General features: G+C 43.4%; 21 protein-coding genes. 14 read left to right on the forward strand and 7 right to left on the reverse strand.

Annotation, left to right across the window (positions count from 1 at the left end; all coding sequences use genetic code 11):
- The first annotated feature begins 68 nt into the window (after positions 1-68).
- On the forward strand, positions 69-809 hold the full coding sequence (locus BFS30_RS15655; protein ID WP_069380152.1) for an SDR family oxidoreductase: 741 nt from the start codon (positions 69-71) through the stop codon (positions 807-809).
- Between the two features lie 67 nt (positions 810-876).
- Here the strand turns inward: BFS30_RS15655 and BFS30_RS27940 are convergent, their stop codons facing one another.
- The gene (locus tag BFS30_RS27940) at positions 877-1,053 is read right to left on the reverse strand and encodes a hypothetical protein (protein ID WP_167353151.1); all 177 of its coding nucleotides are present in this window, start codon (positions 1,051-1,053) and stop codon (positions 877-879) included.
- A 635-nt stretch (positions 1,054-1,688) separates the two neighbouring features.
- Between BFS30_RS27940 and BFS30_RS27945 the strand changes: the two genes are divergently transcribed.
- The 8 genes from BFS30_RS27945 (at position 1,689) to BFS30_RS15685 (ending at position 12,131) form a co-directional block, all read left to right on the forward strand.
- Complete coding sequence (locus BFS30_RS27945) at positions 1,689-1,847, forward strand: hypothetical protein (RefSeq protein ID WP_167353152.1); 159 nt, start codon at positions 1,689-1,691, stop codon at positions 1,845-1,847.
- A 6-nt stretch (positions 1,848-1,853) separates the two neighbouring features.
- On the forward strand, positions 1,854-2,018 hold the full coding sequence (locus tag BFS30_RS27950) for a hypothetical protein (RefSeq protein ID WP_167353153.1): 165 nt from the start codon (positions 1,854-1,856) through the stop codon (positions 2,016-2,018).
- Between the two features lie 36 nt (positions 2,019-2,054).
- Positions 2,055-3,020, forward strand: coding sequence for a sterol desaturase family protein (locus tag BFS30_RS15660; protein ID WP_083252070.1), 966 nt, complete (start codon positions 2,055-2,057; stop codon positions 3,018-3,020).
- Positions 3,021-3,120: 100 nt separating this feature from the next.
- Positions 3,121-6,306 (forward strand): SusC/RagA family TonB-linked outer membrane protein, encoded by a 3,186-nt coding sequence (locus BFS30_RS15665; RefSeq protein ID WP_083252071.1) that lies wholly within the window; start codon positions 3,121-3,123, stop codon positions 6,304-6,306.
- Positions 6,307-6,325: 19 nt separating this feature from the next.
- Entirely contained in the window at positions 6,326-7,876 is a 1,551-nt protein-coding gene (locus BFS30_RS15670) for a RagB/SusD family nutrient uptake outer membrane protein (RefSeq protein WP_069380153.1), read from the forward strand.
- A gap of 24 nt (positions 7,877-7,900) precedes the next feature.
- Positions 7,901-9,517 carry an arylsulfatase gene (locus BFS30_RS15675; protein ID WP_069380154.1) on the forward strand — a complete coding sequence of 539 codons (1,617 nt, stop codon included), beginning with the start codon at positions 7,901-7,903 and terminating at the stop codon, positions 9,515-9,517.
- 27 nt (positions 9,518-9,544) lie between these two features.
- Positions 9,545-10,285 carry a thioredoxin domain-containing protein gene (locus BFS30_RS15680; protein WP_069380155.1) on the forward strand — a complete coding sequence of 247 codons (741 nt, stop codon included), beginning with the start codon at positions 9,545-9,547 and terminating at the stop codon, positions 10,283-10,285.
- 13 nt (positions 10,286-10,298) lie between these two features.
- The gene (locus tag BFS30_RS15685) at positions 10,299-12,131 is read left to right on the forward strand and encodes an arylsulfatase (protein ID WP_069380156.1); all 1,833 of its coding nucleotides are present in this window, start codon (positions 10,299-10,301) and stop codon (positions 12,129-12,131) included.
- A 42-nt stretch (positions 12,132-12,173) separates the two neighbouring features.
- On the opposite strand, the gene BFS30_RS15690 is transcribed toward BFS30_RS15685, so the two are convergent.
- The gene (locus BFS30_RS15690; protein ID WP_069380157.1) at positions 12,174-12,740 is read right to left on the reverse strand and encodes a sugar O-acetyltransferase; all 567 of its coding nucleotides are present in this window, start codon (positions 12,738-12,740) and stop codon (positions 12,174-12,176) included.
- A gap of 131 nt (positions 12,741-12,871) precedes the next feature.
- Between BFS30_RS15690 and BFS30_RS15695 the strand changes: the two genes are divergently transcribed.
- Entirely contained in the window at positions 12,872-13,480 is a 609-nt protein-coding gene (locus tag BFS30_RS15695) for an alpha-ketoglutarate-dependent dioxygenase AlkB family protein (protein WP_069380158.1), read from the forward strand.
- Positions 13,481-13,507: 27 nt separating this feature from the next.
- Here BFS30_RS15695 and BFS30_RS15700 read toward each other — a convergent pair whose 3' ends face one another.
- From BFS30_RS15700 to BFS30_RS15720, 5 genes are all read right to left on the reverse strand, one after another.
- Positions 13,508-14,596 carry a metallophosphoesterase gene (locus BFS30_RS15700; protein WP_069380159.1) on the reverse strand — a complete coding sequence of 363 codons (1,089 nt, stop codon included), beginning with the start codon at positions 14,594-14,596 and terminating at the stop codon, positions 13,508-13,510.
- 52 nt (positions 14,597-14,648) lie between these two features.
- Positions 14,649-15,467 carry a helix-turn-helix domain-containing protein gene (locus tag BFS30_RS15705; protein WP_069380160.1) on the reverse strand — a complete coding sequence of 273 codons (819 nt, stop codon included), beginning with the start codon at positions 15,465-15,467 and terminating at the stop codon, positions 14,649-14,651.
- 42 nt (positions 15,468-15,509) lie between these two features.
- Positions 15,510-16,412 (reverse strand): oxidoreductase, encoded by a 903-nt coding sequence (locus tag BFS30_RS15710; RefSeq protein WP_069380161.1) that lies wholly within the window; start codon positions 16,410-16,412, stop codon positions 15,510-15,512.
- 121 nt (positions 16,413-16,533) lie between these two features.
- Complete coding sequence (locus BFS30_RS15715) at positions 16,534-17,025, reverse strand: DUF6985 domain-containing protein (RefSeq protein ID WP_069380162.1); 492 nt, start codon at positions 17,023-17,025, stop codon at positions 16,534-16,536.
- Positions 17,026-17,094: 69 nt separating this feature from the next.
- A complete protein-coding gene (locus BFS30_RS15720; protein WP_069380163.1) occupies positions 17,095-17,556 on the reverse strand; it encodes a DUF1579 family protein in 462 nt (153 codons plus the stop codon).
- 155 nt (positions 17,557-17,711) lie between these two features.
- Here BFS30_RS15720 and BFS30_RS15725 point away from each other — a divergent pair, with 155 nt between their 5' ends.
- The 4 genes from BFS30_RS15725 (at position 17,712) to BFS30_RS15740 (ending at position 22,493) form a co-directional block, all read left to right on the forward strand.
- Positions 17,712-18,248: a class I SAM-dependent methyltransferase gene (locus BFS30_RS15725; RefSeq protein WP_069380164.1), complete on the forward strand. Its 537-nt coding sequence runs from the start codon at positions 17,712-17,714 to the stop codon at positions 18,246-18,248.
- A 33-nt stretch (positions 18,249-18,281) separates the two neighbouring features.
- Complete coding sequence (locus BFS30_RS15730) at positions 18,282-19,040, forward strand: hypothetical protein (RefSeq protein ID WP_157262935.1); 759 nt, start codon at positions 18,282-18,284, stop codon at positions 19,038-19,040.
- Between the two features lie 31 nt (positions 19,041-19,071).
- On the forward strand, positions 19,072-19,869 hold the full coding sequence (locus BFS30_RS15735; protein WP_069382467.1) for a formylglycine-generating enzyme family protein: 798 nt from the start codon (positions 19,072-19,074) through the stop codon (positions 19,867-19,869).
- A gap of 161 nt (positions 19,870-20,030) precedes the next feature.
- On the forward strand, positions 20,031-22,493 hold the full coding sequence (locus BFS30_RS15740) for a TonB-dependent receptor (protein ID WP_069382468.1): 2,463 nt from the start codon (positions 20,031-20,033) through the stop codon (positions 22,491-22,493).
- Positions 22,494-22,555 lie beyond the last annotated feature (62 nt).

The raw sequence follows: 22,555 nt of genomic DNA on the forward strand, positions 1-22,555 counted from the left end.
TGCTGTAATATCCATACTTTTTACCTGCTGAAATATGCCAACTTTGTGGAGTCATCAAAAGAGAAATTATGAAAACGTTAAAAGAGAAAGTAGTCTTAATCACAGGTGCTTCGAGAGGGATAGGAGCTGCGATCGCACATAAATTAGCTGAGGCGGGAGCAAAAATAATCGTCAACTACGCCGGAAGTACGGAGGCTGCGGAACAAACCGTAAAAGAGTTGCAACAAAAAGGGGCTGAAGCCATTGCATTGCAGGCTGATGTGAGCAAAACCGCTGAAGTGAAAAGAATGTTTGATGAGGCCATTGCCCATTATGGAAGAATAGACGTTTTAGTCAATAATGCAGGGATTATGATTACGAAGCTGTTAAAGGATACAACCGATGAGGAATTTAGCAGGCAGTTTGATATCAATGTGAAAGGGACTTTCAATACCATGCGGGAAGCTGCTGATCGTCTGGCTGATAATGGCAGTATCATCAATTTCTCTACTTCGGTAAACCGCATTATGCTTCCGGGATATAGCACCTATGTGGCGACAAAAGCAGCTGTTGAACAGTTAACCAGGGTCTTTTCCAAAGAAATAGGTGGTAGGGGGATTAATGTAAACTCCGTGTCGCCAGGCCCGACAAATACCGAATTGTTTACAAACGGTAAACCTCAGGAAGTTATCGATCGTTTAGCTGCTTTGTCTGCTTTCAATAGGATTGGCGAACCTGAAGATATTGCGAAAGTGGTGTTGTTTTTAGCAAGTGATGAAGCCAGCTGGATTACTGCACAGAATCTTGGGGTAAATGGTGGAATGGCATAAAGAGAAATCTACTATATTCATAAAAAAGGCCTTCAGATATCTGGAGGCCTTTTTTATGAGCTGAATTTTATTTTGGTTCCCTTTTACGGGCATTGTCTTTATTTGAGGTCTGGTCGGATCGTTGTCCGCCACCGTTGGTAATGCCTTGTTGTTTTTTATCATCTTTAACACTGTGATGGATGCGGTCTGAAGTCGGATTACCTTGAGCCTGACCTTTCTGTGCTGGATTTTTTTCTCTGTTCATAATACTTTCCTTTCTAATGTTAATTAGTATAAGAACAAAAGAACCGGACTTAAGTTTGGAAATTGTTTCTGTAAGCACATAGGGTAGTGGAGGAGTCAAAATAAGGGGAATACTAGTATTCCCCCAAGGATTAATAACTGAACCAGGTTCTGATTTTGGCGTTGGACCTGATTCAATCTTGTCATTTAAACCTTCTCAAAGTTAAATAAATTAGCAGATAAAAGATTTTCAAATTAATTCTACTTATTTAGTAGAATTAATTTGTATTGTTGGATTCAAATTCTATATTTGTATAAACAATCTAACTCACACAGTATAACGATGTTAAGTTTAAACCTACATCCCGATTTAAGATTCATTTTTACAAATGAAGAATTGATATCCTCCCTTTCCCTGGCAGGATGTTGTTGTTGTTGTTAGTCTGCTGTGCCCCCTGTACAGCCTCCATATTTCTATTAAAAGAGCTTAATATTTAGTAAAGGAACAGAATTCAATTGGCGTTGGTACTGTTCAATCTTGTCATTTAAAATTATCATTATGAAATCTCTTGCAGAATCCTCAGGGAATTCTCTGACCGGCGTATATCCGCCCCTTCCTCACATTCTCCTTTTACTGTCACACCACAAAATCATCATATGACCATTTCAGACTTACAATTGATCGGAAAGAAGATTGCAGTAGGGATTGTAGTAGCTACCGTTCCTCTGGTCATTCTTTTGGGAGGGCTTTGGCTTATCCAGAAAATTTTAACAAAACAGCCTTCGGCTACAAACACCACCGTAAACCTTAAATAAAACATTATGAAAATTGAAGAATCAGTAAAGAAGAGAATCATTAGAAACATCTTTCTGAGCCTGTTTATTTATGCACTACCCATATTGCTGATGTTTTTCACCTTTTATTTTACGGGCCAGAGACCCTGGTTAAAGAAAACAACAAAAACAGGCCAGGTGACTAAGCCTTAATCCATTAACCAAATAAACCACCAAATAAACCACAACATGATTAAAATTATCCAACAAGTCATAGATAACCTGAATGGTTACGGACTCAGTGTATTGGTTCTCGTTTTAGGGATCCTTGAATTCTCCTTCGGCTTATATAAAAAACGCTGGAATAAAAATGAAAAATTAGTAGACATTGCCTGCTTTGTATTGCCAAAATTGGTGATCAGACCCGCTATCGCTTTCTTTGGACTGAAATTCTTACCAGCAGTGATTCCTGCGTTGAGAAATGAGTTCGACTGGGTTTCGTTCGGATGGGGATTGCTGATTATCGCGATTGCAGATGACCTGACTCAATACTGGTATCACCGTCTGCACCATGAAATTCCATGGTTATGGCGTTTTCACCGCACACACCACTCTGCTTCTTATATGGGAATGGCAATGGCCAGTCGCCAGAACGCATTGTATACACTTTTCTTTTCTCAAACTTACGTGACTACCATCCTGGTTTATCTCGGTCTTGGTGCACCAAGAATCCTGGTGGGCGCGATTAAAAGTACCATCACTACCCTGGCCCATTCCAGTATTCCATGGGACAAGCCTTTTTATAAATATAAAGTGCTGCATCCGATAGCCTGGGTGCTCGAGCGCCTGATCTCTACGCCTGCAACGCACCATGCACATCATGCCGCAACAACTGATGATGGCGTAGGGTATTACAAAGGCAATTTCGGAAACATGTTTTTCCTCTGGGATGTCATTTTTGGAACGGCACATATTTCCAGACAATATCCTTCAGCCTATGGCATTTCTCATTATGAAGGAGATCCATGGTATGCCCAATTGTTATGGCCGATTTTTAAATCACATGTACCGGGAAGCGAACTGGCAGCAGACGGGCCCATCGTAAAACAGGATATTCCGATTGAAGAAAGAGATTTATTAACCCTTAGAACGGTTCACCAACATCAGGGAGAACAGGAACTGGCGCTGAAACAAGTGCCCGCTGCGGCAGGTTAAAGCACATCAATCTCAAATCCCTAAAGATTAATCGTATAAAGAACAGGAAATCAATTGGCGTTGGACCTGCTCCTATCATGTCATTTTAAACTATACAAATATGTACTATCTTGCTAAAGAGAGGGAGCGTTATGCCCTGTCTTTAACCTATCCGGCGGACCGGAAAACTACCGCTTCCCGGAAAATCAATGCTTCATTTATAATAAAGTCAAAAGTGGGTTTTTCTGCTTTTCTGACCGCCTGCCTGGTCATCCTGTTGCTGTTTCCTTTTGGGATCAACGCACAGGAGAATCAGCCCATCATTAATTCTACACTTGTCGGCCAGGTACTGGATGCAAAAACCAAAGAGGTGCTGCCCGGAGTATTGATCCAGATTAAAGGAACGACCCATAAAGTCGCCACAGATGATAAAGGCCGGTTCAATTTCAGGACAGGTCAGAAGTTCCCATACACCCTGATCATCAGTTATATCGGTTATGAAAAGATTGAGCTGAACGTAACCGGAAGTCCCGTGGAAGTCCTGTTAAAAGAGATCAGCAATAACCTCAATGATGTGGTTGTGGTTGGTTACGGAACACAACGCAGAAAAGATGTAACGGGATCCGTATCCTCTCTGAAACTGGAGGAAGTAAAAGGGCAGGTAGTCAGTTCTGCTGAACGCCTGCTGCAGGGATCTATTCCCGGGGTGCAGGTGACACAATCTACCGGACAGCCAGGGGGAGGAGTAAGTGTGCAGGTCCGGGGCTCGGCCTCTCTGACTGCGGGTTCACAACCCTTGTATGTGATTGACGGATTTCCTTTTTATAACGATGAAAAGCTCGCAGATGCAGGGGTAAGTAATGGCCCGAAAATTAACCTGCTTTCGGCCATAAACCCAGGAGATATCGAATCCATTGATGTCCTGAAAGACGCTTCTTCTACTGCAATATACGGTTCAAGAGGAGCCAATGGGGTCATCATCATCAATACAAAAAAAGGAACTGCAGGAAAATCTTCGATTACTTTTGACAGTTATTACGGTTCTCAGAAAGTAGTGAAGACACTTCCTTTGCTCAATGCTGCCGAATGGGGGGCATTGAGAAATGACGCTTTGAACAATGCAGGAAAAGCACCTTATTATACACAGGAACAGCTGGATGCATTGGGAACAGGGACGGACTGGCAGGCTGCTGCTTTTCGTAGCGCTCCGGTTCAAAGCCACAACATTTCGGTATTAACCGGTTCTGAAAAAACAAAGTTTGCCCTTTCAGGAAATTACTTCAAACAGGAGGGGGTATTACAAAATACAGATTTCAACCGTTATTCAGGCCGTTTGAATGTAGAACATCAATACAATGAACGCCTGAAAATTGTCGCCTATATTGCCGGGAGCAATTCCAAAGCACAAATCGCCCCTCAGTCGGTGGTGCCGAATTTATTGCTGATGTCGCCGGCTGTTCCCCTATATAATGCTGATGGTACTTTTTACCTGAAAAGCCCCTATGAAGGGGCTTATGGAAATCCAATAAATACCTTGTATAATCAATTGAACGAAACCCGTACCAATCTGGTCCTGGGAAACGCTTCTGCAGATTACCGGATTATTGAAGGCCTGCAAGCAAAGGTTTCTGCCGGTATCCTGATCGTCGACAATAAGCAGAACAGATACTTACCTTCCAGCGTATATGAAGGCAGCGGCACATCTGGTCTTGGACAGGTAGGGAGTTTATTTACTACCAGATGGCTCAATGAAAATACGCTGAGCTATACGAAGAAGGTCAATGAAATTCATAATTTCAATGCTTTAATTGGCTTTACGCAGGAAGCTGCGGTAACCAAAGGTGCCATTGCTGCCGCGGCTGGCTTTGCTTCGGATGAAACGAGTTTTAACAACCTTTCCTCGGGGATTATTTCTCAAACCCCCTCTTCATCGGCTTATGATACCGCTTTAAATTCATTTCTGGCAAGGGTAAACTACGGCTATGGTAATAAATACCTTTTAACCTTAACCCTTCGTGCAGATGGCTCTTCCCGTTTTTCAAAGGGGCATCAATGGGGAACCTTTCCCTCCGCTGCGATTGCCTGGAATTTGAGTGAAGAAAACTTTCTGAAAGGTCATCCCTCCATTTCTAATTTGAAACTTCGTTTTAGCGCCGGACTAACCGGAAATCAGGAAATCCCGGCTTATCAGTCTTTTGCAAGGGAAGTTTTTTATCGTTATAACTTTAATGGCAACAATGTCTCCGGTTTTGCTCCGGGAACCAATGCCAATCCGGACCTGACCTGGGAAAAAACAGCACAGTATAACCTGGGGATTGATCTGTCTTTGTTCAATAGCCGAATTAATCTGGTTTCAGATGTTTACTATAAGAAAACAACAGATCTGTTGTATAACATCACGGTACCTTCAACAAGTGGCTTGTTAGATTTCTCCACACTTCAAAGTCAGATTTACCAGAATATCGGAGCAGTAGAGAATAAGGGATTTGAGCTGGGAATAAATACTAAAAACCTGGTCGGAGATTTCAAATGGGGAACGAATGTGATTTTTGCTGTCAACAGGAATAAAGTGTTGAGCCTGGATGGGGTAAATCAGATTATTCCTGACAGTTCCCTGCCTTCCATTGCAGCGGTAGGGTATCCGATTGGTTCCTTTATCGTGTATAAAACAAATGGATTGATTTCCGCAGGAACTCCTCCGGGTAAGGCCCTGACACCTTCTTCCAATAAAGCTGCGGGTGGACAACAATATGTAGATAAAAACGGGGATGGGGTCATTACCCAGGCCGGCGACAGGTTCATTATTTCCAATCAGCCTTTATTTACCGGTGGGTTGACCAATAATTTCAGTTTCCGTGGGTTTGACCTTTCCGTCTTTCTCCAAACTTCCTATGGAAATAAGTTATACAATCAGAACCGCGGTACTTTAGAATTAGGAACTGGTTATACGAATGCCCCACGTACCTTATTGAACCGCTATTCCGAAACAAACACCAATACCGATGTGCATAGTGCCTATACCGATCCGGCAGTAACCATTGCAGACCGATTCATTGAAAATGCTTCTTACCTGCGTTTGAAGAATCTTTCTATAGGATATACCTTACCTCAGAAGGTGCTGAACAAGGCGAGGCTGAAGAACCTCAGGTTTTATATTTCCGCACAAAACCTCTGGACCTGGACCAATTATACAGGTTATGATCCTGAAGCAAACTTTAACGGACAGTCGGCCATCAATTCGGGCGTGGACAATGGAGTTTATCCCAATAGTAAAACCTTTACGGGAGGCGCATCCCTTTCCTTTTAATTCTATAGAACATCAGAAAATGAATATCCTCAAATATTTTTCATTAATCTTCCTTATTGCCGGGTTAAGCTCCTGCGCTAAACTTAAGGAAGATCCAGGTACTTTTATTACAGCGGAAGAGTATTATAAAACAAAAGCAGATGCCATAAATGCGGTTAATGCAGCATATTTCCTTTTAAACTCAGGTGGGCCTTCTGTTCAGACCCCATACAATACCTTATTCGCTACGGGTATGGACTTCATGTCGGACGACATTGATCCGGGACCTGGGGCAACAAATGCGGATGTACGTTCGCAGGCAGTGCTCAATCATTCTTCCACCGGATTGAGGGTACTTCAGTTGTGGCAACAACACTATGCCGGGATTAAAAAGGCAAATATTGCAATAGACAAGGTGCCGGAAATTGCAGATCCGGCTTTAACTCCCGCACTGAAAACCAGATTGGTAGGGGAGGCGAAACTCTTAAGGGCCCTATATTATTTCAATCTGGTCCGTTTATTTGGCGGAGTGCCGCTGATTCTTCATGATCAGCCCGGAGTAACCATCTCTGACTTTCAGATTGCCCGTAATTCCGTGGCTGAGGTATATGCTCAGGTGGAGCAGGATTTTATAGCGGCTGCGGCGGTATTGCCGGATGTTTATACCGGCGCGGATATTGGAAGAGCTACTGCCGGCGCGGCAAAATCCCTGTTGTCAAAGGTATATCTGACCCAGGAAAAATGGACTGAAGCGGCGGCAAAGGCAGAGGAAGTAACCGGGCCTTTTCCATATGGACCAGGATCGAGTCCTTACCGGTACGATCTTTTTGCCGATTATGCACAGGTATTTCTTCCGGCGTATAAAAATGGAAAGGAACATATTTTTTCAGCCCAGTTTAAGTCCAATTCTTTAAGCCAGGGTAACAACCAGGCGCCAAGAGGTGCCCGTTCAGGGGTACCGGGGATGCAAGGCTCCTATACGGATCAGGTCAGGTTTTATACAGAAGGAACGGATAAATTTTTCAGCATCTATAAACTATATGAAGCCCATGATCAAAGAAAGAAAAGGGGGAGTTTTGTAACCCGCTTTCTGGGTTCTGATGGAAAATGGTATGGTGACCTGAATGATAAGTCTATTCCCGGAGATTCTATTCCCTATCTCAATAAGTACTGGGATCCCGATCAGTCGGCAAATTTAAGTGAATCTGCAGCCAATGTTCCTATCATCAGGTATTCTGAAGTATTGCTGATACTCGCCGAAGCAGAAAATGAAGCCAAGGGGCCTACAGCTAAAGCCTATGCTGCTTATAACCGGCTGAGGGAACGTGCAGGTTTAACGCCGGTTTCGGGATTGAATAAAAATCAGTTCAGGGAGGCCCTATACCTTGACCGCCGGTTGGAGCTGGTATGGGAAAATCAACGTTGGTTTGACCTGATCAGAGAGAAAGATGCCTCAGGAAAAATTATCCTCGAAGATGCCCTCAGGAAAGTTGGAAAAGTCAATGTGTCTGTTCCTAAACACCTGCTTTTCCCGATTCCCCAGCAGGAAATCGATTTGAACCGCAAACTCATTCAAAACCCGGGATGGTAAGTCTTCCTATAAAAAAATAAGATTATGAGTCAGCGAATTAACCTTTTAACCGCCTTATTCTTTGGACTGAATATTAGCCAGGGACTTGCTCAACCGGGAAACTCAGTACCGGGACAACGGGCCGCTGGAAAATTGCGGTCCAGGCCAAATGTCCTGATCATTCTTGCTGATGATCTTGGCTTCTCGGATATTGGTGCATTTGGTTCAGAGATCCATACTCCTTCTTTAAACAAGCTGGCCAAAGAAGGAGTGATCTTAAACCAGTTTTATAATGCAGGAAGGTGCTGCCCTTCCCGGGCTTCGCTGTTAACAGGCTTATATCCGCATCAGGCGGGAATAGGAGATATGGTTCAGGACAAAGGAACCGAAGCTTATCAGGGGTATCTGAGTAAACATAGCGCGACAATTGCAGAGTTGTTAAAACCACAGGGTTACCAGACCATCGTTTCCGGAAAATGGCATGTGGGTTTGGTTCCTTCAGCCTTTGCAGTGAACAGGGGATTTGACAAATCCTTTACCCTGCAAAACAATGGCAGCAGCTATTTTAATTCGCAGCCCCTGTACAACGATGGAAGAACGGTTAGTTTTCAATTGAACGGACAGGAGCTGAAACGCCAGGATACTTCCCTTTATTTAACACAGGCGATCACTAATTTTGCCCTGAAATCACTGGATGAAATCAAGGATCAGCCCAATCCGTTTTTTCTATATGTAGCCTATAATGCTCCTCACTGGCCGATTCAGGCCTTGCCGGAAGATATAGCGAAATATAAAGGCCGTTATTTATCAGGCTGGGATGTGTTGAGGAAGGAACGTTATGAAAAACTTCTGGCTTCGGGTATCCTGAAAAAGGAATGGACATTATCACCACGCTTTGAAAATGCGAAAGAATGGAAATCCCTGTCGGCGGATGAAAAGGAGCTATGGGATACACGCATGGCGATTTATGCCGCTATGGTTGACCGTATGGATGCGGGAATAGGACAGATCCTGAATAAGCTCAGGGAGATCAAAAGAGATAAAAATACCCTGATCATCTTTCTTTCCGATAATGGGGGCAGTGCCGATGAAGTGAAAAACTGGAACTACGTCATTCAGAAAAATGGAACTCCGGGTAGCGTAAATTCGATAGACAGCTATGAGGCTCCCTGGGGAAATGTAAGTAATACCCCCTTCCGCCTTTTTAAGAAAAATACACATGAAGGAGGCATTGCCTCTCCCTTTATCGCCTGGTATCCTGGTTTAATTCCTTCGGGATCTTTAAACGGACAACCCGCTCACCTCATCGATATTTTACCCAGTATTCTGGAACTGACCGGAACAAGATATCCTTCACGGTTTAAAGGCAATACTTTAACCCCATTGCCGGGACGCAGCCTTCTGAGGGGTTTAAAGGGTAAAAAGGAAAGCGCTGGCAGGCCCCTTTTCTGGGAGCATGAAGGAAGCCGGGCGATCCGGGAAGAGGATTGGAAACTCGTTGCCGAACTTAATTCGCCATGGGAATTGTATCACCTGAAATCAGACCGTACAGAAACGCATGATCTTGCAGGGAAATATCCGGAGAAGGTTAGGCAGCTGGAAAAAAAATACCTGGAATGGGCCGCAGCAGTTGGGGTTCAGGACTGGAATACCATCAAATGATCATTGACCAATTAAAAATGAAAAAAAATGAAACAGTTAAAACAGCTTTTATTCCTCCTTTTGATTCCTCTGGGAGGAATCGTTAACGCACAATCTCCTGCAGCCGTCAAAGAATCATCAGGTTCACTGGCCTCAGTGGCAACTAAGGCAAAAGCAAGGGACGCACAGATTCTGGATGCAAGAACCAGCGAAGAGTTTGCACAGAACCACCTGGCAGGTGCGATCAATATTGACCCTGCATCTTTAACACTTGAAAAAGACATCGCCCGCTTATCTAAAGATAAACCCACTTTTGTGTATTCCATCGCGAATGGCCGGAGTGTGGCATTGGCAAAAAAACTTTCTGAACAAGGTTTCAGAGAAGTTATTGTCCTTCCGGGAGGTATTGCCAACTGGATTGGATCAGGATATCCGATTGTAAATAATGCGAAGAAAGGCGTTTCTCTTTCGCCGGCTCAATTTGAGACTTTGACGGCATCCTCAGATTTTGTTCTGGTAGACTTCGGCTCCAAATATTGCGGAGCCTGTAAAAAACTGATTCCTGTTCTGGATACTTTGGAAAAGAAAAGCGGATTTGCAGCGAAAATTGTGCGGATCGAGGCTTATGACCAGACGGAGCTGCTGAAAGCGCTTAAAATCAATCAGCTTCCAACACTGGTGCTTTATCATGGTAAAAAACAAGTCTGGAAGAAAGCAGGGCAATCGACTGCTGCGGAGATTGAAGCTGTTGTTGCACAACATCAGACAGAATTGGCAAAAGGAAATTAAAGAACGCTTAAAGATGAACAAAAGATCAATTATAGCCTGGCTGCTTCTGGGCAGCGGGCTCAGTTACTCAGAAGGGTACTCACAAAACATCATACAACAGCAACAGGCATTTCAGGGAGTGATCGGTAAAACGCTGGCCGATTCCAAAGAATCCTGGACGAAGCCGGTTAAGGCTCCTGCCGGAGCACCCAATGTTATTTGGATTCTGCTGGATGACGTAGGATTCGGGGCCACGAGCACCTTAGGAGGAGTGATCCGTACGCCTACATTTGATAGCCTGGCCAATCAGGGCCTTACTTATACTAATTTTCACACTACCGCAATCTGTGCGCCTACCAGATCCGCATTGCTGACCGGAAGGAATAGTCATTCGGTACACATGGGCGGATTTGCGCATGTCAGCTTATCTGCCGGTTTCCCCGGTTACGATGGCCGCATTCCTTCAGATAAAGGAACCGTAGCAGAAATACTCCGGGAAAGCGGATACAATACTTTTGCCGTAGGGAAATATGGATTGACACCAGATGAAGATGCTACGGATGCCGGTCCATTTGACCGCTGGCCATCAGGGAAGGGCTTTGATCATTTCTTTGGTTTTCTGGGTTCGGCAACGGATCAGTATAAACCTGATCTGGTGGAAGACAATGCCCATGTTCAGCCTGATGGCAGACACCTGAACGAGCAGATTACGGATAAGGCCATCAGCTTTATTGAAAGACAACAAAAGGCAAATTCAGGAAAACCTTTCTTTTTATACTATGCGCCAGGGGCGACACATTCCCCGCATCAGGTGGCTACCGAATGGAGTGACCTTTATAAAGGGAAATTTGATAAAGGCTGGGATGTTTTCAGAGAAGAAGTATTCAAAAGACAAAAGCAACGTGGAATCATTCCTGCCAATGCCGTATTGCCGGAACGTAATTCAAACATCAAAGCCTGGAATAAACTTCCGGAGGATGAGCGGAAGCTATATAGCCGTTTTATGGAGATTTATGCCGGTTATCTGAGTTATACTGATCATGAAGTCGGCCGGGTAATCAATTACCTGAAATCAACAAAACAACTGGAAAATACCCTGGTCTTTGTGATTATAGGAGATAATGGGGCCAGTAAGGAGGGAACCTTTAGCGGGACAATAGACCTGCCAAGAGGGGCAGTAAATAAGCTGAGTCAGCAGGAAATTATACAGCATAACCTGCAGGCTTCAGGAGAAATCGGTACTCCAAAATCTATTCAGGGAAATTACCCGTTAGGATGGGCACAAGCCTTGAATACGCCTTTTAAACAATGGAAGCAGGATGCAAATTCGGAAGGAGGAACAAGAAACCCACTGATTGTTTATTATCCTAAAGGAATAAAAGATAAGGGAACGATCAGGACTCAATATAGTCATGTGATCGATTTACTACCGACTACATTGGAGTATACGGGAATTAAAGCACCGGAATACATCAGGGGGATTAAGCAGGATTCCATTCAGGGCACCTCTCTGGTTTATTCTTTTGATGATGCAAAAGCAGCTTCTCAACATCGCATTCAGCACTATTATATTTTCGGGGCAAGATCCATCTATAAAGATGGCTGGAAGGCGGCACTTTCCTATCATCCTGATTTGCTGGATTTATCAAATGATAAAGAAGGACTTCCAAAGAACTATGTTCAGAACGTATGGGAATTGTATAACCTGAATGAAGATTTCAATGAGCGGACCGACCTGGCGAAGAAGAATCCGGCAAAGCTGGAAGAGCTGAAAGCACTGTTTGAAGTTCAGGCAAAGAAATTTAACCTCTATCCGTACATCACCTGGGACGATGTATACAATACCAGGATCCACAAGAACTACTAAACCACCTAAACTAAGAAAGGTTGTCATCTGACAGCCTCTTCTTTATTTATTTTCGGGAATGATTTTTCTGATGACTTTTGCCGGATTGCCCACAGCAAGGGAATCGTCAGGAATATCTTTCGTAACTACAGAACCTGCTCCGATCACACACCTGCTTCCGATGGTTACCCCGGGACAAACAATTGTTCCGCCGCCTATCCAGCAGTCGTCACCGATGATAATCGGCTTAGAAAATTCTACACTTTTTCTTAGTTCCGGATCCAATGGGTGCGAAGCGGTATAGAGCTGTACGCCCGGGGCGAAAAACACACTGCTGCCAATCTTAACCGGCATGCCATCCAATACCACACAGTTGACATTAAAATATACATTCTCCCCGCAAAAGATATTGTATCCGTAATCACAAAAAAACGGGGGCTCTATATATAAGCTTTTAGGCGCATTAGGAATCAGCTTAGCTAAAATGGCTTTCCCTTTTTCATTCAGAATATATTCTTTGATATTCAGTTCATATAAGAGCTGCTTACAATACAGGCGCTCTTTTACAAGGGTTTCATCTCCGGCGAGGTAAGGTTCACCTGCAATCATTTTCTCTTTCTCTGTTCTCATGAGATTAAGATAGGAGATTTTTCCTAAATATCCATTCTGACCTTGCAGCTCGGTTGAATATAACTAAGCCAGGTTTTGGTTATGCTAATATTTTTAGTAAATTGCAGGGTTGAATTTTATTGCAGCATCAAATGGAACAGCTGAGCTTTTTTAAAGAAGAAGGACATACGCCCGGACTCCCAGTATCCTTATTGGATTATCGTCCTGAATTGTTTGGAGCAGCAGAGGGTGGAGCACTGATGGAGCGGTTGATCAAAGAATCGGCCTGGAAACAGCGGATAGTGAAAATGTACGATAAAGAGGTGGTTACGCCGAGGCTAACGGCCTGGTATGGGGATCCTGAAGCTTACAACTATACTGTGCAGGGGAAATCGGCCCCTTTACCATGGACTGATGATTTACTCCTGATCCGTGAGAAAGTGGAGCCCATTGCCGGTATTTCCTTTAATAGTGTGCTTTTGAATTATTACCGGGATGGCAATGACTCGGTGGCCTGGCATAGCGACAATGAAAAGGCGCTGGGTACGCATCCTGTAATTGCTTCGGTCACTTTTGGCCAGGTACGTAATTTTGATATCCGGAATAAGGCAGATCATGGCCTGAAATACTCCATCAGACTGGAACATGGCTCGTTGATGATCATGAAGGGCGATCTGCAGGTCAACTGGGACCACCGGATTGCAAAGTCTGTCAGGCCAATGAAAGAAAGGCTGAACCTGACTTTCAGGGTGGTGATCTAAAAGCGTATTGATTTAGAATTTATGGAATCAGGCCTCGAGCAGATGCTCCAGTTCCGCTTCTTCCAGGACAATTCGGATAGGGCCTGATTCCGGATTGAATTTCCATTTGATCAGCTTGATTTTTCCTCCTTCCAGTTCTATTCCCGTAATGTCCCCGTCGTTAAAACAACAGCAGCCGGTATTAAAATAGGTGTTTTTAGAATAGTTCAATCTGGGCGAAGTATCCCCACTGATTTTTCCAGCGGCCAGCTCTGCTTCTATCTTTTGGATTTGTGCCTGATCTCCCTTTTCCTTTGCAGCTTCCAGCCGTATATAAGTCCGTTCCAGGTGGGTCAGGGAATTGAATACCGGTTGGTGGGTATGCCCGGTAATCAGGGCAAGTCCGGATTGTTTTGCCGTCCATTCGTACATGATGGCATTGTGTGCAGATTTCAGCTGACTGTCGTAAGCCGGGGTATTGGGGTTGATGCGAAGATAGGCCTGGAGTGGGCCCCAAATATTGGAAACAAACCATTTGCTAAACCAGTTGCCATCGCTTTGCAAATCTCCCTGATGGCCATGGGTCATGAATACCGACAACAATTGGTCTTTCAGCGGGATCTGAAGGATGACCCCTTCATAAATCCTTATCTTTTGCCCGTAGACCTTTTCGAGTGTAAAAGCGGCAAGCGGATCATTGTCCCAATATAGGTCATGGTTACCGAAGATTTTAATGAAAGCGTTCCTTTCCAGGAAAAGCTTTTCATGCTCGAAGGTTTCTTTGTTGTTTTTAACCACCCCAATCAGGGTGTTTTTCCAAAGCTCTTCACTATCTCCTAAGCTGCAAAACAGGTAGTCCTGTTCATTATAATACCGGAGTGCGGCCAGGTAATTTTTCTCCGACAGGGCGAAATCATCGCTATAATTTCTATTGCCTTTGTGCTGATCCGAAAAGATGATCAGTTTGGAGGATGGATCAAATTCAATCAGCTGTCCTCGTTTACCGGGTTCTTTCCTGATTTTATTAAATAAAGTAGTCAGGGCTTCATGCACACGCTGCTCATCCGGTCTGGAGGAATATTTATTGGCCAGTCTGATGATTGGTCCGGTAAGCAGCTTTTGTAAAAGTTTGCGCATATATATAGGTGGAACAGGAAATAAGGACTATTGTTTTAAGAAGGATAAGACATCAGATCTGTAAGCTAAGTTTAGAAGGGGTGATGCCATAAGTCTTCTTAAATGCAAAAGAAAAATGGGAGAGGTCTTTAAAGCCAACATCCAGGTAAACATCGGATACTTTCACCCCCTTTTCTTTGATTAAAAAATAGGCATCCTTTAAGCGTTGTTGCTGAAGCCACCTGTTCGGCGAGGTATTAAAAATCCTTTCGAAATCTCTTTTGAAAGTAGCGAGGCTTCTTCCGGTCAGGTAAGCATACCGGTTCAGGTCTACATTGAACTTGTAATGCTCTGTCATATAGGCTTCCAGATCAATTTTACCAGGCTCATTGAAATCAAACAGCACATCCTGTAATGCCGGATTGGTTTCCATCAAAATCATAACGGCCTCTTTCACCTTCAAACTTGTCAGCGCTTTATTTAGCGGTCTGGTCTCATCCAGGTAGGGGGTCAGTGAATTCATGTAATTCCTGAACAAAGGGTTCGGTTTTAAGAGCAGTGCATTTTCCCCGCAATACAGTCCGCCCGACTGGAGCTGGTGTTCTGCACTGATGCTTCGCAACAGCTGTTGATCTAAAAAGATGCTAACTGCCCGAAAGGCACCACCCGGAGGAGGTTCTTTCGAAAATCTGGCCAAGCGGTTTCTTCTGAAAAAACGGAGATCACCTTCTTTAAAAAGATGTGTTTTTCCATCAATGAAGACCTCCATGGTCCCGGAAATATTATAGCCCAGGCTATGCTCTGCAATAAATTGCTCTCCTGATCTGCTTTTGTGTAAATAACAGGAAAACAGGATATCCGGACGTTTCTTTTTTTCTTCTTGTTGAGGCATTTGAATGAATCCTAATATAAATGTAAACAGAATCGCCTGATTCTAACTGGTTGCGGCCTGATAATTCTTTAGTTCGGAAATTACTTTCCCTTCAGGAGTGTCCAGGAAATTTACCGCCTCCTCATGATCGGTAGAAATGCTGATGCTTTCCCATTTTTCAAGCTCTGCCTTTTTCAGGGTATCCGAAGTTTTTACAATGGAGATGGCTTCGCTGCCAAGAACCAGGTGTATGGGCGGTTTCGGGTGATCTGTCAGGTTGATCATCACCTTTGCTGCTTTATCCGGATCTCCCATTGGGACATAACCGCCACTTTTTATAAAATCCGACATCCGGCCAACGGTACTTTCATATCCTTCGATTTCACGTGCAAAGCTCATGGATTCTCCAGCCCAATCTGTGCGAAAGCCGCCGGGTTCTACGCAGGTGACATAAATACCGAGAGGGGCAACCTCTTTAGCAAGGGCCTCTGAAAAACCTCCCAATCCAAATTTTGCAGCCTGATACATCGTGAGTCCGGGGCCACCAACCCGTCCGCCGACCGAGCTGATCTGAAGGATTCTTCCTGAACCCTGATTGCGCATGTAAGGCAGTACCGCACGCGTGATTTCTATGGGTGCATAGAGGTTTGTTTCTATCTGACAGCGCACCTGCTGATCGCTGAAAGCTTCTGCTGCACCTGTGATTCCGAATCCTGCATTGTTCACCAGGACATCAATTCTTCCGAAACGGGCGATGGCTGCAACGACAGACTGATAGACCTCATCATAGTCTGTCACATCCAGCTGTATAGGATAAATCTGACCTGGATATTTTTCGAGCAGGTCATTTAATTGTTCTGGTTTCCTGGCTGTGGCGGCTACACAATCGCCATTAGCCAGTACTGCTGCTGTGAGGCTTCGTCCAAGCCCTCTGGAACTACCTGTAATAAACCAAACTTTTGTCATTGCTTCTGAATTTAAGTAAAGCAAAGATATGGCTTAAGGGAGGGGAGCGCTTTGTTAAAAAGCTCAATGTGTTTTGTTGAAAAGCTCAGCCTCTTTTCTGCTCTTGCCTCTTTAGCCCTGATCAGGTTTCAGCTATTCCTGCCATTGCCGTAATGCTGTTGTTTTCTAGCCTTATTTCCAATCCATGTTCCGTATCGATACCATATCTGATGGGGATCTGGATGGTCTGGTTGGGAAGGACCCGGATGTAATTGATTTCTTTCAGATGCTGGAAATGTTTACCGGGGGTATTGATATTTAAGGGAGGCTGTCCGGATTTGGTCTCGTCCTCATAGTAATGCGCATATAATTTCTGATACCTGCGGAACGACTGCTCCTTAATCTCTATAATAATGTGGTCCAGCTGATCAATAAAGCTGGAAAAGGTGGCCTCGTAGGCGTCAAGTTCTTCCGCATCCGGTGGCGTATCTATTTCATCTCCCTCTTCATCAAATTCTTCTCCCAGAAATACGGTGACCTGCTGCTGTTCAAAATGAGGGATGCTAAAAGTATTTACTGATGAGAAGCCTGCCCAGTCTTCCTCTACTTCTCCCCAAAATTTATGTGCTTTCATTTCTTTATGCTAAAGTTCCTGATTTACCTGGATACAATATAGGATTTCCGCAGAAGAGCAGCTCTGGATTTAAGAAAAATGACCAACTTTGGTTAATTTTATCTCCATATAAGGCTGCCAGGTGGAATCCGCTATCAGGCGTTCCCAGCTTCCGCTGATGATGTTCCCCTGGGTATTAATTGTCCCGCTGAAACGTTCATTTGCTCCTTTAATTTCCAGTATTCCATGATTCAGGTTCATCCTGGACCGTTCAGTTTTGCCTTTATGATCATAGGTTTGAATGAAGAAAGACTTTTCTAAGGCATCATATCCAATGATCTCGGTAAATTGAAGCCGGTCTTCCCCAAGTCTGGCATCCACCCTGTGCATCAGAAAAAAACCTCCCGGGAGCCATTCGTAAATATCCGTGGCTACACATTCAAGCGAAGGCTGATCTGTATTTGCTATGGTATGGCCTGTAGTATTCCATTTGCCGGCAAGTACATTTAAACGTTGCTGCATGATACCTGGTTTGGTTATTGGTGTTTTCATTAGCGTAGGCGTTTTGCTTTGTGGGAATTTTCCCAATAAAAATAAAGATAATTGCTTTCAGATTTAGAGATAAGATGCGGATTCATCAAAATATAAAGGAATATTTCATAAAGCCGGATAAATCTGTAAATTGAAATTTCTTATACCTGTGATTCATGTTTGTATTTGTAAAAGAAGCGTATCGGAATATTGTGCAGACTGGATCTATCATAGAGAGCTCCCCTTATCTGGCCCGTAAAATGATGCAGTTTATTGATTTCGAAAAACCGCTGCAGCTTGTTGAGCTGGGAGCGGGGAAGGGAAGCATTACCGGACACCTGCTGGATAAAATGAATTTTCAGTCCAAATTGTCGGGCTTTGAAATGAACCCTGTACTTTTTGAAGAACTGAAGAAAGAAAGCGATCCGCGTTTTGTTCCGATTCAGGACGATGTGATGAATATTGCCCGGTATTTCAAAGAAGGGAGTGTGGATTATATTATTTCCGGACTTCCACTGGCCAATATGGGTGGATTAAAAAAAGGAAGGCTGCTGAATGATTGTTATCAATTGTTGAAACCTGGCGGATGTTATATTCAGTTTCAGTATTGTAAGACAGACCTTGCCCTGATCAAAAGAAATTTTGAAAATGTACATTGTGAGTTTACCTTACTGAATCTTCCTCCGGCTTTTATTTATTACGCTGAGAAATAAGAATTACCTTTATATCACCATTAACGTGATACGATGATTTTAAATTTTAAGAAAACGCGCTATAGCATTTTATTGACTTCCCTTGTAGTCTTGTTGTTCCCTTTTATGACTTCCGCTCAGGAGGAACTTCCCTGGAAAGAAGCCAGTCCCAGTAGTCAGGCTTATCATAAATACAGACAAAAGAACACCGTACCTCCATATGGTTTAGCCAGGGTGAAAACACTGATCGCGGCTATAAAGCCTGCGGAAGATGAAACCTGGAAGCTGAGTAATAAAACTTATATGGCGCTATCGCTAAGGGAGAAGTTTACTTATCACATGATTCATGCAGAAGTATCCAGTCAGAATTGCGATGTGAGTCCTCCGATTCTGGATGAGGATAAGAAAATATTTGGAAACCTTCCCGATGCTTTTGATGAAGCGGCCTGGAGTGAAAGACAGGACAACTTTCTGCTGAGTCACCGGGATTCAGTCATGGCATTGATCAGCGCTTCTGTTAAGCGGACAAATCGCGTTGGCCTGAACTATAAAGCTGCTATTGTTGCCGTTAACGGAAAGGAAATGATTCCTTTTTTAATTGAAACCTATAAACTGGAGCGGAAAGATTACGACCTGCTTACGGTGCTGATGTTATTGATGAAAAAGGGGGAATATAAACCGTTTATGACCTCTGCGTCTTTTGTTAAATTATATGGCTCGAAAAGTACTTATCTCAGTTTTATCGACTTTAATAAGGCCAATGAAGAGCTAATCATCAACAGGGCTATGGCATTTTACAATGGGCTCCGTTAAATTCCTACTTTTTTTGCTGCTGAATTGCGGAATGTTTTTCCTGCCGGCCGGATTAAAGGCCCAGAATTCCGGTTTTGTGAAAATCCCTGCTGGTGAATACTGGATTGGAGGACGTACCCATCAGCTTAATCCTTTAAGAAAAATCCGTGTTGCTGCTTTTTATATAGGGCAGACGGAAATTACCAATCTGGATTTTGAAGCGTTCGTGAAGGCTACTTCTTATCAGACAGATGCAGAACGACTGGGGAATGCGATGGTTTTTGAGCCCGGGCTGGAAGAGTTTAAATGGCTCAGGGATAGTACCGCTTTCTGGCGTTTCCCTAATGGAATCAGCCGGGGAGGAATTGAGGATAAAATGGACCATCCGGTAACCAGCATCAGTTATGCAGATGCTGAAGCTTATTGCAAATGGGCAAAAGTCAGGCTGCCGACTTTAGATGAGTGGGAGATTGCTTCCCGTGCCGGTGCTAAAAGCACTTATTTCTGGGGGGAAGATCAGGACAAAATCAATATTTATGCGAATATCTGGAATGGGAGGGACCACCTGAGTGCCGATACCTCAGATGGTTATCTCTATACTTCGCCGGTAGGAAGTTTTAAACCCAATGCTTTAGGTTTGTATGATCTGTACGGAAATGTGTTTGAGTTTTGCGAAGGCAGTTTAAAGAATGATTCCAAAACGCGGAAAGTCGTGCATGCCCGGGGAGGCTCCTGGTGGTGCAGCAGGAATTCCTGTAGCTTTTTCAACTCTGTAGATATCGGAAGGGTAAGTCCTCACGCTTCTTTTAGCAACCAGGGATTTAGAACCGTCGAAATGACGCTTGAGTAGGCTGATAAGCCCGTTTTTACAAAAACTTCAAAATATTTCCGGATTTAGTGTAACCTTTTACCAGGGGAGTCCGTCTTATATCCAGACAAATTAATCACCAAAAACCCATTCACATATGTTCAGGATATGCTTAAAAGCGTATGTGGAAAAACTATGCCCATATGAAAACGAAACTATATACTTCTTTCTTCTTTAGTTTAGCCATGGTGTTTTTACTTTTTATGAGGGTGAATGCACAAAGTACAACGCTGACAGGGGAGATAACCGGTAAAGTACTGGATGAAGACCAGAAAGCATTTCCTTATGCCACCATCAGTTTATTGAATGCCAAAGACTCTACGGCAATAAAAGGTACCCTCACAGGAGATAATGGAACCTATACATTTAAAGACCTGAATGCCGGCAAGTATTTAATAGCTATTTATGTGGTGGGCTATAAGAAAACCTTTAAAGGCCCCTATGCCATTGGCGCAGATAAACGGCTTTTTCAGGTGGAGCAGGTCCAATTGGCTACCGATGCCAAACAGCTGAAAGGAGTGGAAATTGTTAAACAAAAGCCCCTGATCGAGCGACAGATCGACAAAACGGTACTGAACATAGAAAATAGCGTGCTCGCTTCGGGAAATACAGCGCTGGAAATTTTACAGAAAGCACCTGGTGTAACAGTAGATAAAGATGGTAAAATCAGCCTGAGGGGAAAACAAGGGGTAAATGTGATGTTAGATGGAAAACCTACTTATTTGTCTGCGGAGCAATTGGCCAATTTACTCCGCTCTACCGAAGGAAGCGCGATTCAGTCTATCGAATTAATTACTAATCCTTCCTCAAAATATGATGCAGCAGGAAATTCCGGAATCATCAATATCAAATTAAAGAAAAATAAAAACTTCGGAACCAATGGCTCTCTGTCTGCCGGCGCCGGTTACGGGGCCAATTATAAATTAAACAGCGGTTTGAACATGAACCACAGGGCGAAAAAGTTTAATATTTTTGGGAACGGGGATTATGGCGTAAATAAGCGTTTTCAGGAAACGGATATTGTAAGGGTAAATGGTACGGCTGCAGATCAGACCTATTTTGATCAGACCAGCCATAGTGACGCGAAAAGGATAAACCGGAATTATAAAGCGGGTATCGATTATTTTATAAATGACAACCATACGCTTGGTTTCCTGCTGAATGGCTATCATGGCAATGGAAATGATGCGGCCAATGTTCTGACCCTGATTGGAGACCGGCCTGGAAAAACAGATTCCTCGGTAGTTGCTCCAAACACGAACGAAAGAAAATATACCGGGATTACCTATAACCTGAATTATAAAGGAACACTCGATACCCTTGGTCAGGAGATCAGTGCAGATGTGGATTATTCCCGCTACACGGCGAAGCAGAACAGTGTATTCAACAACATGTACAAGGATGCTACCGGACAGCCATTGAAACCAGCTTATATTTTCAGAAACGCTTCGCCTTCTGTTGTGAAAATCCAGGCGGCCAAGGTAGACTATACTTTACCGATTAATAAGGAAATGAAATTAGACCTTGGTTTGAAAACAAGTTTTGTGCAGACAGACAATAACTTCCTCTTCGAAAACTTCAACAATAACCAATGGGTTAATGATGCCGGAAAAAGCAACCAGTTCCTGTACGATGAAAATATCAATGCTGCTTATGCCAATATAAACAGGAAATTTAAAAGCACAACCGTACAGCTAGGACTGAGGTTGGAGCAAACGAATTCCAAAGGAAATTCGGTAACGGAACAAAAGGTAGTGAAAAGGGATTATCTGAATTTGTTTCCAACCCTTTTTATCAACCAGGAGTTGTCTAAAGATCATGAAGTAGGATTCTCCTACAGCCGCAGGATTGATCGTCCGGACTATGGTTCTTTAAACCCTTTTATTTATTATGTTGACCTGTACTCTTTCCGGCAGGGAAATCCATTCTTAAAGCCACAGTACACCAATTCATTTGAATTCTCTTATTCCTTTAAAAAGAGTTTGAACGTGACTTTCGGATACAGCCATACCAATGATGTAATGACTGAGGTGTTGCTAACGGATACCGCTAAAAAAACTATTTTTATATCTGTTCAAAACCTGGCCAAACAGGATTCCTATAATATGAACATGAGTTATCCGGTTCAGATTACCAAGTGGTGGAGCAGCAATAACAACCTGACCGTATATTATAACAAGTTTCAAACCCCTAATCTGCTTGGCCTTCCTTATAAAAGTGGACGGACTTCATTTAACCTGAATACGAGTCAGACCATTACTTTAAATTCGTCTACGAAATTTGAATGGTCGGGATATTACCAGTCGAAACAGGTTTATGGAACTTTGCTGATCGCCCCGCAGTATGGAATTGATCTGGGAGCAAGCAAGTCTTTTATGGACAATAAACTGAGCATTAAGTTTGCTGCCAATGATATCTTTAAATTACAAAAGAGCCAGATCACCAGTGCAATTCCTTCACAAAATTACGTGGTAAATGAAAGATGGGAAAGTCAGGTGTTCAGGTTAACCTGTACTTATCGGTTTGGAAGCAAAGATATTAAGGCCGCCCGTCAGCGTTCAGGCAGTTCAGAATCAGAAGGCAGACGTGTAAAATCAGGTAAGTAATGTAATTTATATGTTTCAGGGGCCTCAGTATAAAAGTTTGCTGTCTAAAAAGATTACTTTAG

This window comes from Pedobacter steynii, assembly GCF_001721645.1.
Taxonomy (GTDB): domain Bacteria; phylum Bacteroidota; class Bacteroidia; order Sphingobacteriales; family Sphingobacteriaceae; genus Pedobacter; species Pedobacter steynii_A.

Coding starts and splice junctions, on each gene's coding strand:
- BFS30_RS15655 (WP_069380152.1), top strand. CDS start 69: ATGAAAACGTTAAAAGAGAAAGTAGTCTTAATCACAGGTGCTTCGAGA.
- BFS30_RS27940 (WP_167353151.1), bottom strand. CDS start 1,053: ATGAACAGAGAAAAAAATCCAGCACAGAAAGGTCAGGCTCAAGGTAAT.
- BFS30_RS27945 (WP_167353152.1), top strand. CDS start 1,689: ATGACCATTTCAGACTTACAATTGATCGGAAAGAAGATTGCAGTAGGG.
- BFS30_RS27950 (WP_167353153.1), top strand. CDS start 1,854: ATGAAAATTGAAGAATCAGTAAAGAAGAGAATCATTAGAAACATCTTT.
- BFS30_RS15660 (WP_083252070.1), top strand. CDS start 2,055: ATGATTAAAATTATCCAACAAGTCATAGATAACCTGAATGGTTACGGA.
- BFS30_RS15665 (WP_083252071.1), top strand. CDS start 3,121: ATGTACTATCTTGCTAAAGAGAGGGAGCGTTATGCCCTGTCTTTAACC.
- BFS30_RS15670 (WP_069380153.1), top strand. CDS start 6,326: ATGAATATCCTCAAATATTTTTCATTAATCTTCCTTATTGCCGGGTTA.
- BFS30_RS15675 (WP_069380154.1), top strand. CDS start 7,901: ATGAGTCAGCGAATTAACCTTTTAACCGCCTTATTCTTTGGACTGAAT.
- BFS30_RS15680 (WP_069380155.1), top strand. CDS start 9,545: ATGAAACAGTTAAAACAGCTTTTATTCCTCCTTTTGATTCCTCTGGGA.
- BFS30_RS15685 (WP_069380156.1), top strand. CDS start 10,299: ATGAACAAAAGATCAATTATAGCCTGGCTGCTTCTGGGCAGCGGGCTC.
- BFS30_RS15690 (WP_069380157.1), bottom strand. CDS start 12,740: ATGAGAACAGAGAAAGAGAAAATGATTGCAGGTGAACCTTACCTCGCC.
- BFS30_RS15695 (WP_069380158.1), top strand. CDS start 12,872: ATGGAACAGCTGAGCTTTTTTAAAGAAGAAGGACATACGCCCGGACTC.
- BFS30_RS15700 (WP_069380159.1), bottom strand. CDS start 14,596: ATGCGCAAACTTTTACAAAAGCTGCTTACCGGACCAATCATCAGACTG.
- BFS30_RS15705 (WP_069380160.1), bottom strand. CDS start 15,467: ATGCCTCAACAAGAAGAAAAAAAGAAACGTCCGGATATCCTGTTTTCC.
- BFS30_RS15710 (WP_069380161.1), bottom strand. CDS start 16,412: ATGACAAAAGTTTGGTTTATTACAGGTAGTTCCAGAGGGCTTGGACGA.
- BFS30_RS15715 (WP_069380162.1), bottom strand. CDS start 17,025: ATGAAAGCACATAAATTTTGGGGAGAAGTAGAGGAAGACTGGGCAGGC.
- BFS30_RS15720 (WP_069380163.1), bottom strand. CDS start 17,556: ATGAAAACACCAATAACCAAACCAGGTATCATGCAGCAACGTTTAAAT.
- BFS30_RS15725 (WP_069380164.1), top strand. CDS start 17,712: ATGTTTGTATTTGTAAAAGAAGCGTATCGGAATATTGTGCAGACTGGA.
- BFS30_RS15730 (WP_157262935.1), top strand. CDS start 18,282: ATGATTTTAAATTTTAAGAAAACGCGCTATAGCATTTTATTGACTTCC.
- BFS30_RS15735 (WP_069382467.1), top strand. CDS start 19,072: ATGTTTTTCCTGCCGGCCGGATTAAAGGCCCAGAATTCCGGTTTTGTG.
- BFS30_RS15740 (WP_069382468.1), top strand. CDS start 20,031: ATGAAAACGAAACTATATACTTCTTTCTTCTTTAGTTTAGCCATGGTG.